This window comes from Sagittula sp. P11 (assembly GCF_002814095.1).
In the GTDB taxonomy this organism is placed as follows: Bacteria; Pseudomonadota; Alphaproteobacteria; order Rhodobacterales; family Rhodobacteraceae; genus Sagittula.
In genome coordinates, this window is sequence record NZ_CP021919.1 from 15,564 (window position 1) to 31,964 (window position 16,401).

16 protein-coding genes are annotated in these 16,401 nt (G+C 68.0%); 7 read left to right on the forward strand and 9 right to left on the reverse strand.

The window, feature by feature from the left end; translation table 11 throughout:
* Nucleotides 1-2 precede the first annotated feature (2 nt).
* From CDO87_RS26455 to CDO87_RS26470, 4 genes are read left to right on the forward strand one after another with little or no spacing between them, the layout of a single operon-like run.
* Complete coding sequence (locus CDO87_RS26455) at nucleotides 3-602, forward strand: TRAP transporter small permease subunit (protein WP_100931626.1); 600 nt, start codon at nucleotides 3-5, stop codon at nucleotides 600-602.
* Entirely contained in the window at nucleotides 595-1,938 is a 1,344-nt protein-coding gene (locus CDO87_RS26460) for a TRAP transporter large permease subunit (RefSeq protein WP_100931627.1), read from the forward strand. Before CDO87_RS26455 ends, CDO87_RS26460 begins: the two co-directional genes overlap by 8 nt.
* An 8-nt stretch (nucleotides 1,939-1,946) precedes the next feature.
* On the forward strand, nucleotides 1,947-2,711 hold the full coding sequence (locus CDO87_RS26465) for an SDR family NAD(P)-dependent oxidoreductase (protein ID WP_100931628.1): 765 nt from the start codon (nucleotides 1,947-1,949) through the stop codon (nucleotides 2,709-2,711).
* A 28-nt stretch (nucleotides 2,712-2,739) separates the two neighbouring features.
* Complete coding sequence (locus CDO87_RS26470) at nucleotides 2,740-4,011, forward strand: hydroxymethylglutaryl-CoA reductase, degradative (protein WP_100931629.1); 1,272 nt, start codon at nucleotides 2,740-2,742, stop codon at nucleotides 4,009-4,011.
* A gap of 48 nt (nucleotides 4,012-4,059) precedes the next feature.
* Here CDO87_RS26470 and CDO87_RS26475 read toward each other — a convergent pair whose 3' ends face one another.
* Genes CDO87_RS26475 through CDO87_RS26490 form a run of 4 tightly spaced genes read right to left on the reverse strand, consistent with a single transcriptional unit; the run spans nucleotide 4,060 to nucleotide 7,978 of the window.
* Entirely contained in the window at nucleotides 4,060-4,902 is an 843-nt protein-coding gene (locus CDO87_RS26475; RefSeq protein WP_100931630.1) for a sugar phosphate isomerase/epimerase, read from the reverse strand.
* On the reverse strand, nucleotides 4,902-6,053 hold the full coding sequence (locus CDO87_RS26480) for a dihydrodipicolinate synthase family protein (RefSeq protein WP_100931631.1): 1,152 nt from the start codon (nucleotides 6,051-6,053) through the stop codon (nucleotides 4,902-4,904). Before CDO87_RS26480 ends, CDO87_RS26475 begins: the two co-directional genes overlap by 1 nt.
* A 12-nt stretch (nucleotides 6,054-6,065) precedes the next feature.
* A complete protein-coding gene (locus CDO87_RS26485) occupies nucleotides 6,066-6,836 on the reverse strand; it encodes a 3-ketoacyl-ACP reductase (RefSeq protein ID WP_100931632.1) in 771 nt (256 codons plus the stop codon).
* Entirely contained in the window at nucleotides 6,833-7,978 is a 1,146-nt protein-coding gene (locus tag CDO87_RS26490; RefSeq protein ID WP_100931633.1) for an acyl-CoA dehydrogenase family protein, read from the reverse strand. Before CDO87_RS26490 ends, CDO87_RS26485 begins: the two co-directional genes overlap by 4 nt.
* Before the next feature lie 130 nt (nucleotides 7,979-8,108).
* Here CDO87_RS26490 and CDO87_RS26495 point away from each other — a divergent pair, with 130 nt between their 5' ends.
* Both CDO87_RS26495 and CDO87_RS26500 read left to right on the forward strand, forming a co-directional pair.
* Nucleotides 8,109-9,122, forward strand: a complete 1,014-nt coding sequence (locus tag CDO87_RS26495; protein WP_100931634.1) for an aldo/keto reductase — start codon at nucleotides 8,109-8,111, stop codon at nucleotides 9,120-9,122.
* Complete coding sequence (locus CDO87_RS26500) at nucleotides 9,119-9,574, forward strand: MaoC family dehydratase (protein WP_100931635.1); 456 nt, start codon at nucleotides 9,119-9,121, stop codon at nucleotides 9,572-9,574. Before CDO87_RS26495 ends, CDO87_RS26500 begins: the two co-directional genes overlap by 4 nt.
* Before the next feature lie 21 nt (nucleotides 9,575-9,595).
* On the opposite strand, the gene CDO87_RS26505 is transcribed toward CDO87_RS26500, so the two are convergent.
* Genes CDO87_RS26505 through CDO87_RS26515 form a run of 3 tightly spaced genes read right to left on the reverse strand, consistent with a single transcriptional unit; the run spans nucleotide 9,596 to nucleotide 12,273 of the window.
* Complete coding sequence (locus CDO87_RS26505; protein ID WP_100931636.1) at nucleotides 9,596-9,907, reverse strand: Dabb family protein; 312 nt, start codon at nucleotides 9,905-9,907, stop codon at nucleotides 9,596-9,598.
* A 3-nt stretch (nucleotides 9,908-9,910) separates the two neighbouring features.
* Nucleotides 9,911-10,696, reverse strand: coding sequence for an enoyl-CoA hydratase/isomerase family protein (locus CDO87_RS26510; protein WP_100931637.1), 786 nt, complete (start codon nucleotides 10,694-10,696; stop codon nucleotides 9,911-9,913).
* Nucleotides 10,693-12,273 carry an acyl CoA:acetate/3-ketoacid CoA transferase gene (locus CDO87_RS26515; RefSeq protein WP_100931638.1) on the reverse strand — a complete coding sequence of 527 codons (1,581 nt, stop codon included), beginning with the start codon at nucleotides 12,271-12,273 and terminating at the stop codon, nucleotides 10,693-10,695. Before CDO87_RS26515 ends, CDO87_RS26510 begins: the two co-directional genes overlap by 4 nt.
* Nucleotides 12,274-12,396: 123 nt before the next feature.
* Between CDO87_RS26515 and CDO87_RS26520 the strand changes: the two genes are divergently transcribed.
* Complete coding sequence (locus CDO87_RS26520) at nucleotides 12,397-13,215, forward strand: aldo/keto reductase (RefSeq protein WP_100931639.1); 819 nt, start codon at nucleotides 12,397-12,399, stop codon at nucleotides 13,213-13,215.
* 62 nt (nucleotides 13,216-13,277) lie between these two features.
* Here CDO87_RS26520 and CDO87_RS26525 read toward each other — a convergent pair whose 3' ends face one another.
* Together CDO87_RS26525 and CDO87_RS26530 are read right to left on the reverse strand one after the other, a co-directional pair.
* On the reverse strand, nucleotides 13,278-14,882 hold the full coding sequence (locus CDO87_RS26525) for a GMC family oxidoreductase (protein ID WP_100931640.1): 1,605 nt from the start codon (nucleotides 14,880-14,882) through the stop codon (nucleotides 13,278-13,280).
* A complete protein-coding gene (locus CDO87_RS26530; protein WP_100931641.1) occupies nucleotides 14,866-16,395 on the reverse strand; it encodes an aldehyde dehydrogenase family protein in 1,530 nt (509 codons plus the stop codon). The genes CDO87_RS26525 and CDO87_RS26530 overlap by 17 nt, the downstream gene beginning before the upstream one ends.
* Between the last annotated feature and the right edge of the window lie 6 nt (nucleotides 16,396-16,401).

Consider the following 16,401-nt stretch of genomic DNA (forward strand, 5'->3'; position numbering starts at 1 on the left):
CCATGACTTCGCGTTCCAGACTGGAGCGCGTCGGCCATGCGCTCGTGCAAACGGGCGCATGGCCAGGACGCGCCGCGGCGTGGCTGTTGCTGCCGATGATCGCGCTGGTGCTCGTGGCCGTGATCGGATCGCTCATGCACGTGGGCCAGATCGCCACGTGGCAGACCGACCTGCCGCTCTTCGGCACAGAGCTGACCCTGACCGGCCTTGCCGAGCTGCAATGGCATCTGCTGGCCATCATCATCATGCTGGGCATGTCCTATGCCCTCGCACGGGATCAGCACGTCCGGGTGGACCTTGTCTACGACAAGCTCTCGACGCGCGGCCGGGCGGTGCTCGACCTCTTGGGCGACGTGATCTTCCTGCTGCCCTTCTGCGTCATCATCGGCTGGCTGAGCCTCAGCTTCGTCGAGTTTTCCTTCAACACCGGCGAACGCTCCGACTACGGCGGGCTGACCGACCGTTACCTGATCAAGGCGTTCCTGCCGCTCGGGTTCGTCTTTCTCGGGATCACCGGGATCGGCCGCATCCTGATCCATCTCGGGCGCATCTTCTCGCCCGCACCGGCAGAACACCCAGAACACGAGGACCGGAATGGCTGAATATGCGCTTCCCCTTGCCATGGTCGGGGTGCTGATCGCCGGCATCTTCTCCGGCTACCCGGTCGCCTTTGTGCTGGCGGGTGTCGGCATTCTCTTCACCTTCATCGGCGACGTGCCGCTCTTGTTCCTGAACACGGTCTCGTCACGCATCTTCACCGGCACGCTCACAAACTGGCTGATGCTGGCGGTGCCGCTCTTCGTGTTCATGGGCCTGATGCTGGAGAAATCCGACATCGCCAAGAACCTCCTGCTGTCGCTGGAAAAGATGTTCGCACAAAGGCCGGGCGGGCTTGCCCTGTCGGTGACCATCGTGGGCGTCGTCATGGCGGCCTCCACCGGGATCATCGGGGCCTCCGTCGTCATGCTGGGCCTGATGGCGCTGCCGGTGATGATCAAGCAGAACTACTCCATGTCGCTGGCCGCCGGGACGATCTGTTCCGCCGGGACGCTGGGCATCCTCATCCCGCCCTCCATCATGCTGGTCCTCGTGGGCGACATCCTGTCGATCTCCATCGGTGACCTGTTCATGGGGGCGGTGATCCCGGGCGTCGTGCTGGGCGGGCTCTATGCCGCCTACATTCTCGTGACCACCTGGCTCGACCCGTCGAAGGCGCCCCCGGCACCGAAGTCCGAGGCCACCCCGATCGGCGAACTGATCGTCACGCTGGCCAAGCACCTCGTGGCGCCGGTCCTGCTGATCCTCGGCGTGCTTGGGTCCATCGTCGCGGGTGTCGCCACCCCGACCGAAGCCGCCGCCATCGGTGCGCTGGGGGCCACGCTGCTCGCCGCGTTCATGGGGCAACTCACCCGAAAGAACCTTGTGGAATGCGTGCAGGAGACCGCGCTCACCAGCGCCATGATCCTGTCGGTCGCCATCGGCGCCACCGTCTTCTCGGCGATCTTCAAGCGCGTGGGCGGCGACTACATGATCGAGGACGCGGTGATGGCCATCGCTTCCGGTCCCTACCAGACCCTGTTCCTCATCATGGCGCTGATCTTCGTGCTGGGCTTCTTCCTCGAATGGATCGAGATCTCCTACGTGGTGCTGCCGCTCTTTGCGCCGATCATCGCGGGGCTGGATTTCGGGCTGGGCAACTCCGGCATCACCCTGACGTGGTTCGCGGTGCTCGTGGCGGTCAACCTCCAGACATCGTTCCTGACGCCCCCTTTCGGATACGCACTGTTCTACCTGAGGGGCATCGCGCCGCCGGAACTGAGCATCGGCCAGATCTACCGCGGCATCGTGCCCTTCGTGCTGATCCAGATCTTCGGGCTGATGCTCTGCATCCTGTTCCCCTCGCTTGTGCTGTGGCTGCCCGCGGCGCTCGGTAACTGAGGACATCCATGTCAGACCTGTTCGACCTGAAAGGCCGCCGTGCCGTCGTGACCGGCGGCACCAGCGGCATCGGCCTCGCCATCGCGCGGGCCTTTCTCGAGGCCGGTGTGGAAGTGATCATCACCGGCCGGTCAGAGGCGCGCGGTGCCGAGGCCCTCGCTGCCCTGACGCCCCACGGCACGGTGCATTTCGTCGCCGGGGATGCCGGTTCCGAAGACGACGCGGCGCGGCTTGAAATGGCCGTGACCGAGCTTCTGGGCGGCTTCGACACGCTTGTCTGCGCTGCCGGGACCAACCGCCGGATGCGGCCCGAGGACCTGACCCTCGACGACTGGGAAGCGGTGATCGACACCAACCTGACCTCGGTCTTCCTGACCTGCCGCGCGCTCTATCCCCTGCTGAAGGAAAGCGGCGACGGCTGCATCGTGACCGTGGGTTCCATGATGTCCGTGCTCGCGAACGAGGCCACCAGCGCCTATGCCGCTGCCAAGGGCGGGGTGGTGCAGTTCACCCGCAGCCTCGCCGTGTCCTGGGCGTCGGAAGGCATCCGCGCCAACACCATCCTGCCGGGCTGGATCGACACGCCGCTGACCCGGCAGGCCCGCAAGGACATGCCCGGGCTCGACGCCCGCGTCACCTCCCGCACGCCGCTGGGTCGCTGGGGCCTGCCGGAGGAAATGGCCGGCACGGTGCTTTTCCTCGCCTCGCCGGCGGCTCGTTTCATCACGGGGGCGGCGATCCCCGTGGACGGCGGCTATCTCATTCGCGGCTGACCCCGCCTTTCCCTCGCAGGAGACTCCCATGACAGACCACACGTCCCGCCTGCCCGGTTTCGCTCAGGCCAGCCGCGAAGAGCGCATCGGCATCCTCGCCGAACGGCTTGGCGGCAATGCCGAGGCGCTGCAGCTTTTCGACAACCTGGGCCCTATCGAAGGCGGCCTCGTCGACCGGCTGATCGAGAACGCCATCGGGGTGATGCCGGTGCCGCTCGGGCTCGCCACCAACATGATCGTCGACGGGGAAGAGATGCTCGTGCCCATGGCGACCGAGGAAAGCTCCGTCATCGCGGCGGTCTGCAATTCGGCGAAGCGCTGCCGGGACACCGGCGGGTTCTTCACCTCCTACTCCGGTTCGCTGACCATCGCGCAGGTTCAGCTTTGCGGCCTGAGCGATCCTCGCAACGCCCGCGCGCAGATCCTCGGCCGCACCGACGAGATCCGTGCCATCTGCGACGAGGTCGACCCGCAGCTCACCTCGCTCGGCGGCGGCCTGCGCGAGGTCGACGTGCGGCTGGTGGAGGCGCGCTCCGGCACGATGGTGATCGTGCATCTGGTGGTCGACACGCTGGACGCGATGGGCGCCAACGCGGTCAACTCCATGGCCGAACGGGTGGCGCCCATGCTGGCCGGCTGGACGGGCGCGCGGCCCCTGCTGCGCATCCTGTCGAACCTTGCCGACCGCCGTCTGACCCGCGCCCGCGCCGTCTGGCCCGCCGACCAGATCGGCGGCCCGGAGGTGGTGGAGGCGATGCTCTTGGGGGCCGAGTTCGCGGAAGCCGATCCCTACCGCGCGACGACCCACAACAAGGGCATCATGAACGGCATCTCTGCCGTGGTGCTGGCCACCGGCAACGACACCCGCGCCATCGAATCCGGCGCCCATGCCTATGCCGCGCAGTGCGGGCAGTACGGCCCGCTCACCCATTGGGAGAAGACCGCCGAGGGCGATCTGGCCGGGACCATCGAGCTGCCGCTGTCGCTGGGCATCGTCGGGGGCGCGACCCGCGTGCACCCGGTGGCACAGCTCTGCCTGAAGGTCCTCGGCGCCGACAGTGCCGAGAAGCTGGCGCGCATCACCGCTGCCGTCGGGCTGGCGCAGAACTTCGGCGCGCTGCGGGCGCTGGCGACGGACGGCATCCAGAAGGGTCACATGGCGCTGCACGCGCAGAACGTGGCCATCGCCGCCGGTGCGGAGGGCGACGAGATCGAGTCCGTCGCGGCGGGCCTGCGCGCCCATGGCCGCGTGACGGAGGCCGAAGCCCGCAAGCTGCTGGACGACCTGCGCAAGGGCTGATCCACGGATCGCCGGGAGACGGATCGGACCGCCCCCGGCATATCCCCGTCAGCAGACGGTCCGGAAACGGTCGACGATAACGTCCAGAACCTCAGCGGGCGGGCGCTTCCACCAGTTGTCGACCGAGAACACCTCGACCTCGCAGAACCCGTCATAGCCCGCCGCCTCGACCATCCGCCGCAGCGGCTTCAGATCGGCGACCCCGTCCCCCATCATCCCGCGATCCAGCAGCATGTGGCGGGTGTCCTCCAGCCAGTCGCAAAGGTGGTAGCCGAAGATCTTCCCCGCCGCCCCGGGCAGGACCTCCGGCAGCGTCCGGTCCCACCAGACGTGGTAGACATCGACGGCGATGCCGACATGCGGCAGGTCGAGCGCCCGACAGACCTCCAGCGCATCCCTGACCGTGAACACGCAGGTGCGGTTGCCACCGAACATCGGGTTCAGCGGTTCCAGCGCAAGCCGCACATTGCAGGCGGCGGCATGGTCGGCATGGCGGGCGATGCGTTCGGCCAACCGCCTGCGGCTGTCCTCCAGCCCCTTTGTCCCCGGCTCCGTTCCGCCGGTCACGATGGTCAGCACCGGGGCGCCCAGCCCCGCCGCCATGTCGATGGAGGCCGTCACCTCGTCGTCGCTGCCCGCGTCCCGCCCGGTCAGGTACGGCGTGCGGCACAGCCCCGCCACCTGCATCCCGGCGGCGCGGACCCGTTCCCCGATCCGCACTGCATCGCCACTGATCTCGCGCCGCCAGAAGACGATGCCGCCAAAACCGCGTTCGGCGCAGGCGTCGGTCACCTGCTCGGGCGACCAGCCCGCGCCATGGCCGTCGAGGATGTGGCCCAGCGTCGCCGTGTTCAGCGCCAGCGCCGAGGTGTCGCGCGAGAAATCCCGCATCACGCCACGCCGTAGACCGCCAGCAGGCGCTTCATGCGGGTCACCGCCATGTCCGGGTCGCGCAGCAGCCCGCAGCGGTCGGCCTGCCGGAAGACTTCGGTGAAATACGGCAGGGGGCGCATCGCCTGCGCGCCGTTCAGCATGACGAAGTGATCCTGGAAGCCGTTCAGCCACCCAAGGAAGACCACGCCGGTCTTGTAGTACCGCGTCGGCGCGCGGAAGATCAGCCGCGCCAGCGGCACGGTCGGGTCCAGCGTGGCCCGGAAGCCCGCCGCGTCCCCCTGCCCCAGAAGGTTTATCGCATGCGCCGCCGCGGGGGCCAGCGGGTCGAAGATCCCGAGCAGCGCGTGCGAGAACCCCTGCCCGTCGCCTTCGATCAGTTCGGGATAGTTGAAGTCGTCGCCGGTATACATCCGCACGCCCGATGGCAGGCGGCGGCGCAGGACGACCTCCTTCTCCTTGTCCAGAAGCGAGATCTTGATCCCGTCGACCTTGGCGGCGTTCGCCTCGATGATCGCGACGACCGTCTCCAGCGCGTCCTCGAACCGGTCACTGCCCCAGTAACCGGCAAGCTGCGGATCGAACATGTCGCCCAGCCAGTGCAGGATAGCCGGGTGATCGCAGGCCGACAGAAGCTCCGTATAAAGCCGGATGTAATCGTCGGGGCCGCGGGCGACACGCGCCATGGCGCGGCTCGCCATCAGGATCACGCGGGCGTCCAGCGCCTGGATCGCACCGAGCTGCTCCATGTAGGCGCGCTTCACGTCGTCGAGGCCCCGCGCCCCGGACGGGTCGAGGTGATCGGTCCCGCAGCCGTTGGCGACCAGCGCCTCGGGCAGCTCGGCCCGCGTGCGGCGGATCAGCTCCAGCGCGCCGGGCCAGTCGAGGCCCATGCCCCGCTGCGCGGTGTCCATCGCCTCGGCAATGCCCAAGCCCAGCCCGTGCAGGTGGTGGCGAAAGCGCATCGTTGCCGCCCAGTCCACCGCCGCCAGACCGGAGGGGTCGCTGGCGGTGAACGGATCGGCCACCACGTGGGCGGCGGAATAGACCACGCGCGCCGGGTTGGCGGGCAGCGGGGTCTCGGGCATCGGCGTGCCGGTCAGGCGGTAGTCCTCAAGCGCGCCGGTCTCGTCGGGCAAGGCGATCTTCATGGGTGTGGTCCTTCAGAAGCGCGGCACCAGCATCCCGGCATCGGCCGAGATCGCCTGTCCGGTGGTGTACGGCAGCTTGCCGCTGGCGAGCGCGGCGATGATCCCGCCCATGTCCCCGGGCTGGCCGACGCGCGGAAAGAGGGTCAGGCCCGCCTGCGCGCGCGCTTCGTACTGCGCGATCACGGGGGCAGTCATTTCCGTGGCGATGAGGCCGGGCTGCACGTCGTAGACCGCGATGTTCTCGCGCCCCAGCCGCACCGCCCAGACCTTCGACGACATGGCGGCGGCGGCTTTCGAGACGCAGTATTCCGCCCGCGGCTCCGCCACCGCGACGGCGTTGGACGAGGTGACGTTGACCACCGCGTGAAACAGCGCCGGATCGCGGTCGCGCGCCAGAAGACGCCGGGCAAAGGCCGCGGTCAGGAAGAACGGCGCCTTGGCGTTGATCGCAAGGCAGCGGTCGTAGCTGTCCTCGGTGACGTCCAGCGGATCGCCCCGCTGCATCACGCCCACCCCGGCGTTGTTGACCAGCGTCGTCAGCGGGCCGAGCGCCGCCTCCACCCGGTCCAGCGCCGCACCATGCGCGTCGAGGTCGGCGACGTCGAAGGGCGCGGCCACGATTGGTATGCCCTCCGCCTGCACCGTCCTGACGGCGGTCTGCAACTCGTCGTCGTCGAAAGGGCCGTTGAGCGCGATGGCAAACCCCTCGCGCGCCAGCGCCACCGCGGCGGCCAGCCCGATGCCCCGGCTCGACCCGGTGATCAGCGCGACCTGTCCGCTCATGCCGCGGCCCCCTTCGCCAGCAGTTCGCGGGCGATGATCATCCGCTGGATCTGGTTCGTGCCCTCGTAGATCTGCGTGATCTTGGCGTCGCGATACAGCCGCTCCACCTCGAACCCGCGGATGTAGCCCGAGCCGCCGAAGACCTGCACCGCATCCGCCGTGCGCGCCACGGCCATGTCCCCGGCAAAGCACTTCGCCATCGAACAATAGCGCGTGGCATCCGCACCTGTGTCGATCTTGTAGGCGGCGTTCAGCACGAGAAGGCGCGCCGCCTCCACGTCCTTTGCGATGTCCGCCAGAAGCCACTGGACCCCCTGGAACTCCGCGATGGCCTTCTTGAACTGCTTGCGCTGCGCGGCGTAGTCCACCGCCGCCTCGAGCCCCGCCTGACCGATCCCCACGGCCAGCGCGGCAATCCCCACGCGGCCCTTGTCGAGCACGCTCATCATCATGTGAAACCCGCGTCCCTCGACGCCCAGCAGGGCCTCTGCCGGCAGCCGGACGTTGTCGAAGTTCAGCGCGCCCACCTGGCTGGCGCGCTGGCCCATCTTGTGTTCCTTCGGCCCGCGCGACACGCCCTCGGCATGCAGGTCGACGATGAAGATCGACATGCCGCGGTGCCCGGCCTCCGGATCGGTCCGCGCGAGGACAAAGCCCACGTCCGCCACCGGCGCGTTGTGGATCCAGATCTTGCCGCCGTTCAGCACCCAGCCGTCGCCGTCCTTCACGGCGGTCGATCGGATGCCGGACACGTCGGTCCCCGCCTCGGCTTCGGTGATGCAGTAGGCGCCCCGCTTCTGCGCCGTCAGAAGCGGCGCCAGCCACCGGGCGCGCTGCGCATCGGTGCCGTGCTGTACCAGCAGCGTAGAAAGCAGCTCCACCAGCCCGCATTGATCGGCGACGCTGGCATAGCCGCGCGACAACTCCTCCATCACCAGCGCATAGGTCACCGTGTCGAATCCCGGTCCGCCCATCTCTTCCGGCACGCTGATGCCGAACAGGCCGAGCTCCGCCATCTGGTCGTAGATCTCGCCGGGAAAGCGTTCCTCGTCGTCCAGCGCCTCCGCCGCGGGGCGAATGACGTCCTGCGCAAATTGCCGGGTCATGTCGCGCACCTGAACGTGCATCTCTGTCAGAAACATCTCGCCTCCCGCAGTAACTAGATGGTTACTTTTAGGCAGGCGCGGCAGTTTGGTCAAGTCCCTCATGAGGGTTGATTTGCCGCCGCCGATCTGCGCTATATAACCATGCAGTTACTTATGGGAGGACGGCATGAAACCCGATGAGAAGGTGAAATTCGGACGCGTCGATCTGGAGGTGACCCCCTTCGGATTCGGCACTGCCCCGATCGGCAACATCTTTCGCGAGATCGACGAGGACACCTCGGACGCGATGATCCGGGAGGCGTGGGATCAGGGCGTGCGCTACTTCGACACCGCGCCGATGTACGGCCACGGGCTGGCCGAACTGCGCACCGGCCACGGGCTGCGCTGGAAGGACCGCGACGATTTCGTGCTGTCCTCGAAGGTCGGGCGCATCCTGAAACCGGCGCGGAAGGCCGACATCGACTACGCGCCATGGACCAACGCCGGGCGCTTCACGATGCACTTCGACTACAGCTACGACGGCACCATGCGCAGCTTCGAGGACAGCCTGCAGCGGCTGAACCTCGAACGGATGGACATCTGCTTCATCCACGACATCGACGTCTTCACCCGCGGGACCGAGCAGCCGGAAGTGTTCCGGCAGGCGATGGATGGCGCGTGGAAGGCTCTGTCGGAGCTGCGCGACCAGGGTGTGGTCAAGGCAATCGGTGTCGGCGTCAACGAGTGGGAAGTCTGCCACGCCGCCCTGCAACAGCGCGACTTCGACTGCTTCCTGCTGGCCGGGCGCTACACCCTGCTGGAACAGGAATCGCTCAACGAATTCCTGCCGCTCTGCGAGGAACGCGGTGCGGCAGTCGTGGTCGGCGGCGGCTTCAACTCCGGCATCCTCGCCACCGGGGCGAAGGAGGGCGCAAAGTACAACTACGCCCCCGCCCCGGCAGAGATCATGGATCGCGTCCGCCGGATCGAGGCGGTCTGCGCAGACTACGACGTGCCCCTGCCCGCCGCCGCGCTGCAGTTCGTCGTGGCGCACCCCGCGGTGCCGACCTTCATGGCGGGCACGCGGACGGTGGAGCAGTTGCAGCAGAACCTCGCGTGGTTCAGCCACCCGATCCCCGATGCGTTCTGGGCGGACCTGAAAGCCAAGGGACTGCTGCGAGAAGACGCCCCCACACCATGAGCGGCAGGACACTCGGGCCGGGCCAGTATGGCCTGGCCGACCTCCGGACCGGCGACGTGATCGAAACCGGGCAATGCACGGTGACACCTGCGCTGATCGACGCCTTCGCCGCCATGACCGGCGACCGGTTCAAGATCCACATGGACCGCGACGCCGCCCTGCGCCACGGGTTCCGCGACCGGGTGGCACACGGGCTGTTGGTACTGTCTCTGGTCGATGGGCTGAAAAACCAGGCTCCGGCGCAGTTCGCGGCGCTGGCCTCGCTCGGCTGGGACTGGAGCTTTTCCGCCCCGGTCCTCGCCGGGGACAGCATCGCCGCGACGATCACCGTCACCGGCCTGCGCGCCACCTCTGACGGAAAGCGCGCGGTCGCCACTCTGGACTTCGACGTGACGAACCAGCGCGGCGAAACCGTGCAGCGCGGGGTGAACCGGCTGATGATCTACGCCTGACCGCCCCCGACAAGGGGCGCGTCAGAGCTCGATATCGCAAACGAAGACACCCTCCGCGCCACCCTCGACGCAGGCAACGATATCGGCGCCGATGGCCTGATGCACCTCGTCGACAAGGTAGGCGTCACGCACCTCCGCGTCGCGGAAATCGAACCAGAACATGTCGAGGAAACCGCGCACCAGCGGCGTCTCGACCGAGACGTTCTGCCGGTGTTGGAAATCCTCGATGCCGTCGATCCGGTCGGCCAGCCCGGCCAGCCGGTCGTACAGCGCCTGTTTCGTCGCCGCGTCCACGTCCCCGCGGAACCGCAGGTGCACAAGATGTCGGATCATCGTTTACTCTCCCCTGCCGCCGAAATCCGGCGGTCGTTTCTCCCTGAAGGCCGCGACGCCCTCCTGCAACTCGTCGCTGGCCGCCGCAATCCGCCCGGCGAGGGCGTCGAGAACACGCTCCCGCTCCTCGCCCTCGGCGGCATTGACCAGCATCTTGGTCAGCTCGGTCGCCAGCGGCCCGCGTTTCAACAGCGCCTGCGCCAGATCGCGGGCCGCCCCAAGGCTCTCGCCCTGCGGCACCACCCGGTCGGCCAGACCCGCGCGCAAGGCCTCCTCCGCCGACAACACCTCTCCGAACAGTGCCATGCGGCGGACCACCTGCGCGCCAAAGCGGCGCACGGCCCGCTGCGTCCCCGACCACCCCGCGATGATCCCCAGCCCGGTTTCCGGCTGGCCGAAGCGCACATGGTCCTCGGCGATTCGGTAGTCGGCGCAGGCGGCCAGCTCCAGCCCGCCGCCCAGCACCGGGCCGTTCAGCGCGGCGATCACCGGCTGCCGCAGCCGGGCCAGACGGTCGAGGACCGCGTGGCCGTCGCGCACCCAGTGGCGCCCGAACGCGGCGGGGCCTTCCGCGCTCCACGCGGCAATGTCGCCCCCGGCACAGAAACTGCGCCCGCTGCCCGTCAGGATCAGGACGCCAATGTCCTCGCGCCGCTCGACCTGCCGGCAGAGATCGGCAAGCGCCTCCATCATCGCCGCGTCCAGCGCATTGCGCTTGTCCTCGCGCGTCAGGCGCAGCACGCCGATTCCGCCCCCGGCTTCCAGCGAAAGATGGGGCCAGCCGGTCATGCCCGGGCAAGCTCCAGCGCCATCGTCCCCGGCTGGAACAGACACGCGTCCATGGTCTTCAGATCGTTGGCAACCCGCAGCTCCGTGGCCGCCTGATCCAGGATGTCCTGCTGCACGTCCAGTCCCGGCGCCACCTCCGTCACGACCAGCGCGCCCTCGACCAGCCGGATCACGCAGCGCTCCGTCACGTAGGTCACGTCCTGACCCAGCTCCCGCGCCCGCGCGCCCGAAAAGGACACCTGGTCGACCGCATCGACGAACTTCGCGACCTTGCCCTCGCTGTCGATCACCAGTTGCCCGTCCTCCACCCGCATCTTCGCCCCGGCGTTGAAGTTGCCGGAGAACACGATCTTGCGGGCGCGCGCCGTGATGTCGACGAATCCCCCGGCCCCGGCGGTGCGATGCGGCACGCCGCGCAGCCGCGAGACGTTGACCGACCCGTCCCGCCCGACCTCGAGGAAGGACAGCAGCGAGGCATCGAATCCCCCCGCCTGAAAATAGGTGAACTGGTGCGGCGAGGCGACGAAGGCCTCCGCGTTGGCGGCGCAGCCGAACTTGAAGTCCAGGAGCGGCACGCCGCCCACCGCGCCCTGCTCGATCATCCAGGTGACCGCACCGTGCAGCCCCTCCTCGACAAGGATCCGCGGCACGTTGGCCGAGATGCCGAAGCCGATGTTCACCGCCCAGCCTTCGCGCAACTCCTGCGCCACGCGGCGGGCGATGACCTTGCCCACGTTGAAATCCGCCGGGCGGAACGTGTGCAGCGGGCGGATCAGCTCGCCGGAGATGGCGGGGTCGTAGTCGGTCGCGGTGGTCTGCAACTGCCCGGGCGCCTCGACGACCACGTCCACCAGGATGCCCGGCACGCGCACGTCATGCGGCCGGATGGAGCCGTTCTGCGCCACCCGCTTGACCTGCGCGATGACCAGCCCGCCGGAGTTGCGCGCGGCCAGCGCCAGCTCCATCGCGCCGAGGTAGGCGCCCTCCTGTTCGAAGCTCAGGTTGCCGCGCTCGTCCGCCGTGGTGGCGCGGATGATTGCCACATCCGGCCGGATCGCCGGGAAATAAAGCCAGTCCTCGCCCTCGAACTCCCGGTGGAAGACCAGCGGTTCGGCCCGCGCGGCGTCGTTCATCGCGCAGCCTTCCAGATCGGGATCGACGAAGGTCTGCAGCCCCACCTTGGTCAGCACGCCGGGCCGCTTGGCCGCCCCCTCGCGCAGCATGTCGAAGACGATGCCCGAGGGCACGTTGTAGGCCTTCACCTGCCCGGCGGTAATCATCTGCCAGATCTTCGGCGGCTCCGCCTTCGTCGGGCCCGAGGGGTAGGACCCGCCGATGATCTTCGTCAGCATCCCCGGCTTGGCGATGTGATCCACACCCGGCGTGCCGAACATGTCCCCGGCCGCGATCGGATGAACCGAGGTCAGGTTGCGCGGCGATCCCGTCGCGTCGAACCGCGCGCCAAGCGCGGCCAGCACGGCGTCGGGACAGCACAGCCCGCTCGACGCGTTCACGGCGACGATCGCACCATCCCCGATCCGGCGGACGGCCTCCTCTGCGGTCGCGGTCTTGGACATATCCGGTTGCCTCTTAGTAACTAACTGGTTATTTGCAATATGCCGCCAAGTCGTGCCACGATCAAGCCCGATATTGCCGCCCGTCACGCGGATCACGCGGCCCATTCACAGGGAGAGCCAACCGTGACCATCTATTTCGAAAAGACCTATCAACGCTCGTTCGGCACGTTTCCCCTGACGGGGCAGGAACTGCACGATGCCGTTCTCGCCGCCGCCGAGGTGGGCTATCGCGCCTTCGACACCGCGCAAATGTACGGCAACGAGGCCGACACCGGCGCGGCGCTCAGGGCCACCGGCCTCAGCCGAGATGAGCTGTGCATCACCACCAAGGTCGACATCGCCAACTTCAGCGAGGAGGCGTTCCTGCCCTCGGTCGAGGAAAGCCTGAAGAAGCTGATGATCGACCAGGCGGATGTGCTGCTCCTGCACTGGCCGACTCCGGGCGGCGACATCCGCCTGTCGCTGGAGCTGCTGCAGCAGGCGCACGACCGGGGGCTGGCCCGGCACATCGGGGTGTCGAACTACACCGCCCAGATGATGCACGACGCCCGCGCCATCGTGGACGCGCCGCTGGTCACCAACCAGGTCGAATTCCACCCGCTGCTCAATCAGGACAAGCTGCTGACCGCCGCGACCGAGACCGGCATCCCGCTTGCCTCCTATTGCTCCGTGGCGCGCGGCGAGGTGTTCAAGCACGCGATCTTCGGCGAGATCGGCGAAACCTACGGCAAGAGCGCCGCGCAAGTCGTGCTGCGCTGGATCCTGCAGAAGGGCGTCAGCATCAACACCATGTCCACGAATCCCGCCAACATCGCCGCGAACTTCGACGTGATGGACTTCACCCTCTCGTCCATCGACATGGCGCGGATCGAGGACATGACCCGCACCGGCTACCGGATCGTCGGCAAGGACCTCGTGCCCTACGCACCGGATTTCGACTGAGGCGCGGCTGAACGGAAAAGGGGGCGGCGCTCAGGCCGCCCCAGGCCTGACAGGGAGGTGCGTCAGCGGTTTCCCCGCACCAGGTCGGCGGCCTTCTCGCCGATCATGATGGTGGGGGCATTGGTGTTGGACCCGATCAGGCTCGGCATGGCCGAACTGTCGCAGATCCGCAGGCCGTCCACGCCGCGCACCCTGAGCTGCGGATCGACAACCGCCATGGGATCGCTCTCCGGCCCCATCTTGCAGGTGCAGGTCGGGTGGTAGGACGTGCGCCCGAACTGTCGGGCATAGGCTTCGTAATCGGCCTGCGTCCTGACACTGTCGTCGGGAAAGCAGATCCTGCGGAAATGTTTCTGCAGCGCCGCCTGTTCAAAGATCTCGCGGCTGATCTTCACCCCCTCGACCGAGGTCTTCAGATCCTCCGGGTCGCCCAGGAAATTCGGATCGACCACGGGCAGCGCCGCAGGGTCGGAGGACCGCAGCCGCACCGTCCCGCGCGACCTGGGGCGCACCGCGTAGCTGTTCAGCGTGACGCCCGACGACCCCTTCGGCACCGAAGGCACCCCCGCCTCCGCCCCCGCGCCCGCAAGGAAATGAAACTGCAGGTCGGGGATCGGCAGGGAGCGGTCGGCATACCAGAAGGCCCCGCCCTCCACCACGTTCGAGGTGACCGGCCCGGACCCGAACAGCAGGTATTGCGCCCCAGCCCAGGCCATCCAGTGCGGCTTGTTGTACTTGTCGAGGCTCTGGTGCCCGTTCAGCTCCGCCACGATGTCGATGCCGAAATGGTCGGTCAGGTTCTCGCCCACGCCGGGCAGGTCGGCCACCACGTCGATGCCATGCTCCCGCAGGTGCGCCGCCGGTCCCATCCCCGACAGCATCATCAGCCGCGGCGATCCGATGGCCCCGGCAGTCAGCAGCACCTCCGATGCGGCGCGCGCCGTCGTCCGCGTCCCCTTCTGCGCATAGTCGACGCCAACCGCGCGGCCCCGCACCACCACGATCCGGTGCACCAGGCACCCGGTCCGGACGGTCAGGTTGGGCCGCTTCATCGCCGGGCGCAGGTACCCCACCGCCGCCGAACAGCGCCGGCCGTTCTTCGTGGTGGTCTGGTAGATGCCCGAACCTTCCTGCACCGCGCCGTTGAAATCCGGGTTGTAGGGAATGCCGCGCTGCTGGCAGGCCTGCAGGAAGGCGCGGGTCATCGGCTGCGGCTCCTTCAGGTTCGACACGCCCAGCTCGCCCTCCGTCCCGTGCCACTCCCCGGCCAGGAAGGTGTTGCCCTCGGAGCGCAGGAAGTAGCGTTTCACCTCGGCAAAGGACCAGCCTTCGCAGCCTTCGTCGTTGGCCCAGCGGTCGTAGTCCGCGGGATGGCCGCGGGTGAACACCTCGGCGTTGATCGACGACCCGCCGCCGATCACGCGCGCCTGCGCATAGGGAATCTCGCGGTTGTTGGCGTGCTTCTGCGGCGCCGTCACCATCCCCCAGGTGAGCGGCCCGGTGGTCATCTTGGCAAAGCCCACCGGCATGTGGATCAGCGGATGGGTGTCCTTGCCCCCGGCCTCCAGCAGCAGGACGCGGGCGGAGGCGTCTTCGGTCAGCCGGTTGGCCAGCACGCAGCCTGACGACCCGCCGCCCACGATGATGTAGTCATACTCCTCCGACATGATCCCCCCTCACGCGATCCAGGGCGTGCGTTTTCCCGATCTCGACATGCACCGACTTCACCTGGGTGTATTCCTCGACCCCGTACATGCCCGCCTCCCGGCCCCAGCCGGACTGCTTGAACCCGCCAAGCGGCAGCTCCGGCCCGCCGGCCAGCGTGGTGTTCACCCAGAAACGACCCGCCTGCACCCGGCGCGTGACCATCAGCGCCTTGTCGATGTTCTTTGTCCAGACGCTCGCCGCAAGCCCGTAGTCGGTGTCGTTGGCCATGGAGATCGCCTCCTCCACCGTGTCGAAGGGCATGACCGTCAGAACGGGGCCAAAGATCTCCTCGCGCGCGATGGCCATGTCGGCGGTCACGTCGCCGAAGACGGTCGGCGCGATATACTGGCCGCGCCCGAAATCCAGCGCCGTTCCGCCGCAGATCAGCCGCGCACCCTCCGCCTGCCCCTTCTCGATGTAGGACAGGATCGTGGCGTTCTGGGCATCGGTGGTGATCGCGCCGATCTGGGTCGCCTCGTCCAGCGGATCGCCCACCACTGCCCGGGCCAGCTTGTCCCGCACCTTCTGGGCGAATGCGTCCGCGACAGAACGTTCGACGATCAGCCGCGACCCGGACACGCAGCATTGCCCGGTGTTGAAGGCGATGCCGAAGGCCACCCCGTCCGCCGCGTCGTCGAGGTCCGCGTCGGCAAAGACGATCTGCGGGTTCTTCCCGCCCAGCTCCAGCCCCAGCTTCTTGAAGTTCGTCCGGCCCGCCGCCTCGACCACGCGCCGCCCCACGGCAGTCGAGCCGGTGAAGGACAGCATGTCGACCTTCGGATGCTCGATCAGCGCCTGCCCGATGGTGGACCCCGATCCGGTGACCACGTTCATGCAGCCGTCGGGCAGCCCCGCCTCCGTCAGGATTTCCGCAAGAATCAGCGTCGTGGCGCTCGTCACCTCCGAAGGCTTCGCAACGATGGTGCAGCCGGAGGCCAGCACATAGGGCACCCGCTCGCACAGGATGAGGAAGGGGAAGTTCCACGGCGTGATGATGCCCACCACCCCCACCGGCTCGCGCGTGACAAGGCCCAGCATCCCGTCGCCGAGGTTGTTGAAGCTGTCGCCGTGCAGGCTCCGCGCAAGGCCAGAGGCATAATCGAACATGTCCGCGCAGCCCGCCACCTCGCCGCGCGCCTGGCTGATCGGCTTGCCGTTCTCCAGCGTCTCGAAATAGGCGATTTCCTCGGCGCGTTCGCGGATCAGCGCCCCGGCCTTCAGCAGCACGGCGGCCCGCGCCTGCCCGCCATGGCCCGACCACCGCCGGTCGTCGAAGGCGGCGCGCGCCGCATCCACCGCCCTGTCGAGATCCCGGGTCGTGCATTTCGGAATCCGGGTCACCGGCACGTCATGCCCGGGCGAGCGGCGCTCGAACACCTCGCGGGGTCCGGCGGGCACAAAGGCGCCGTCGACGAAAAAGCCGAACGCGCGCGGTTCGGACGGCAGCGAAAGCCGTGTGCTGCTGGTATCCATCTGTCT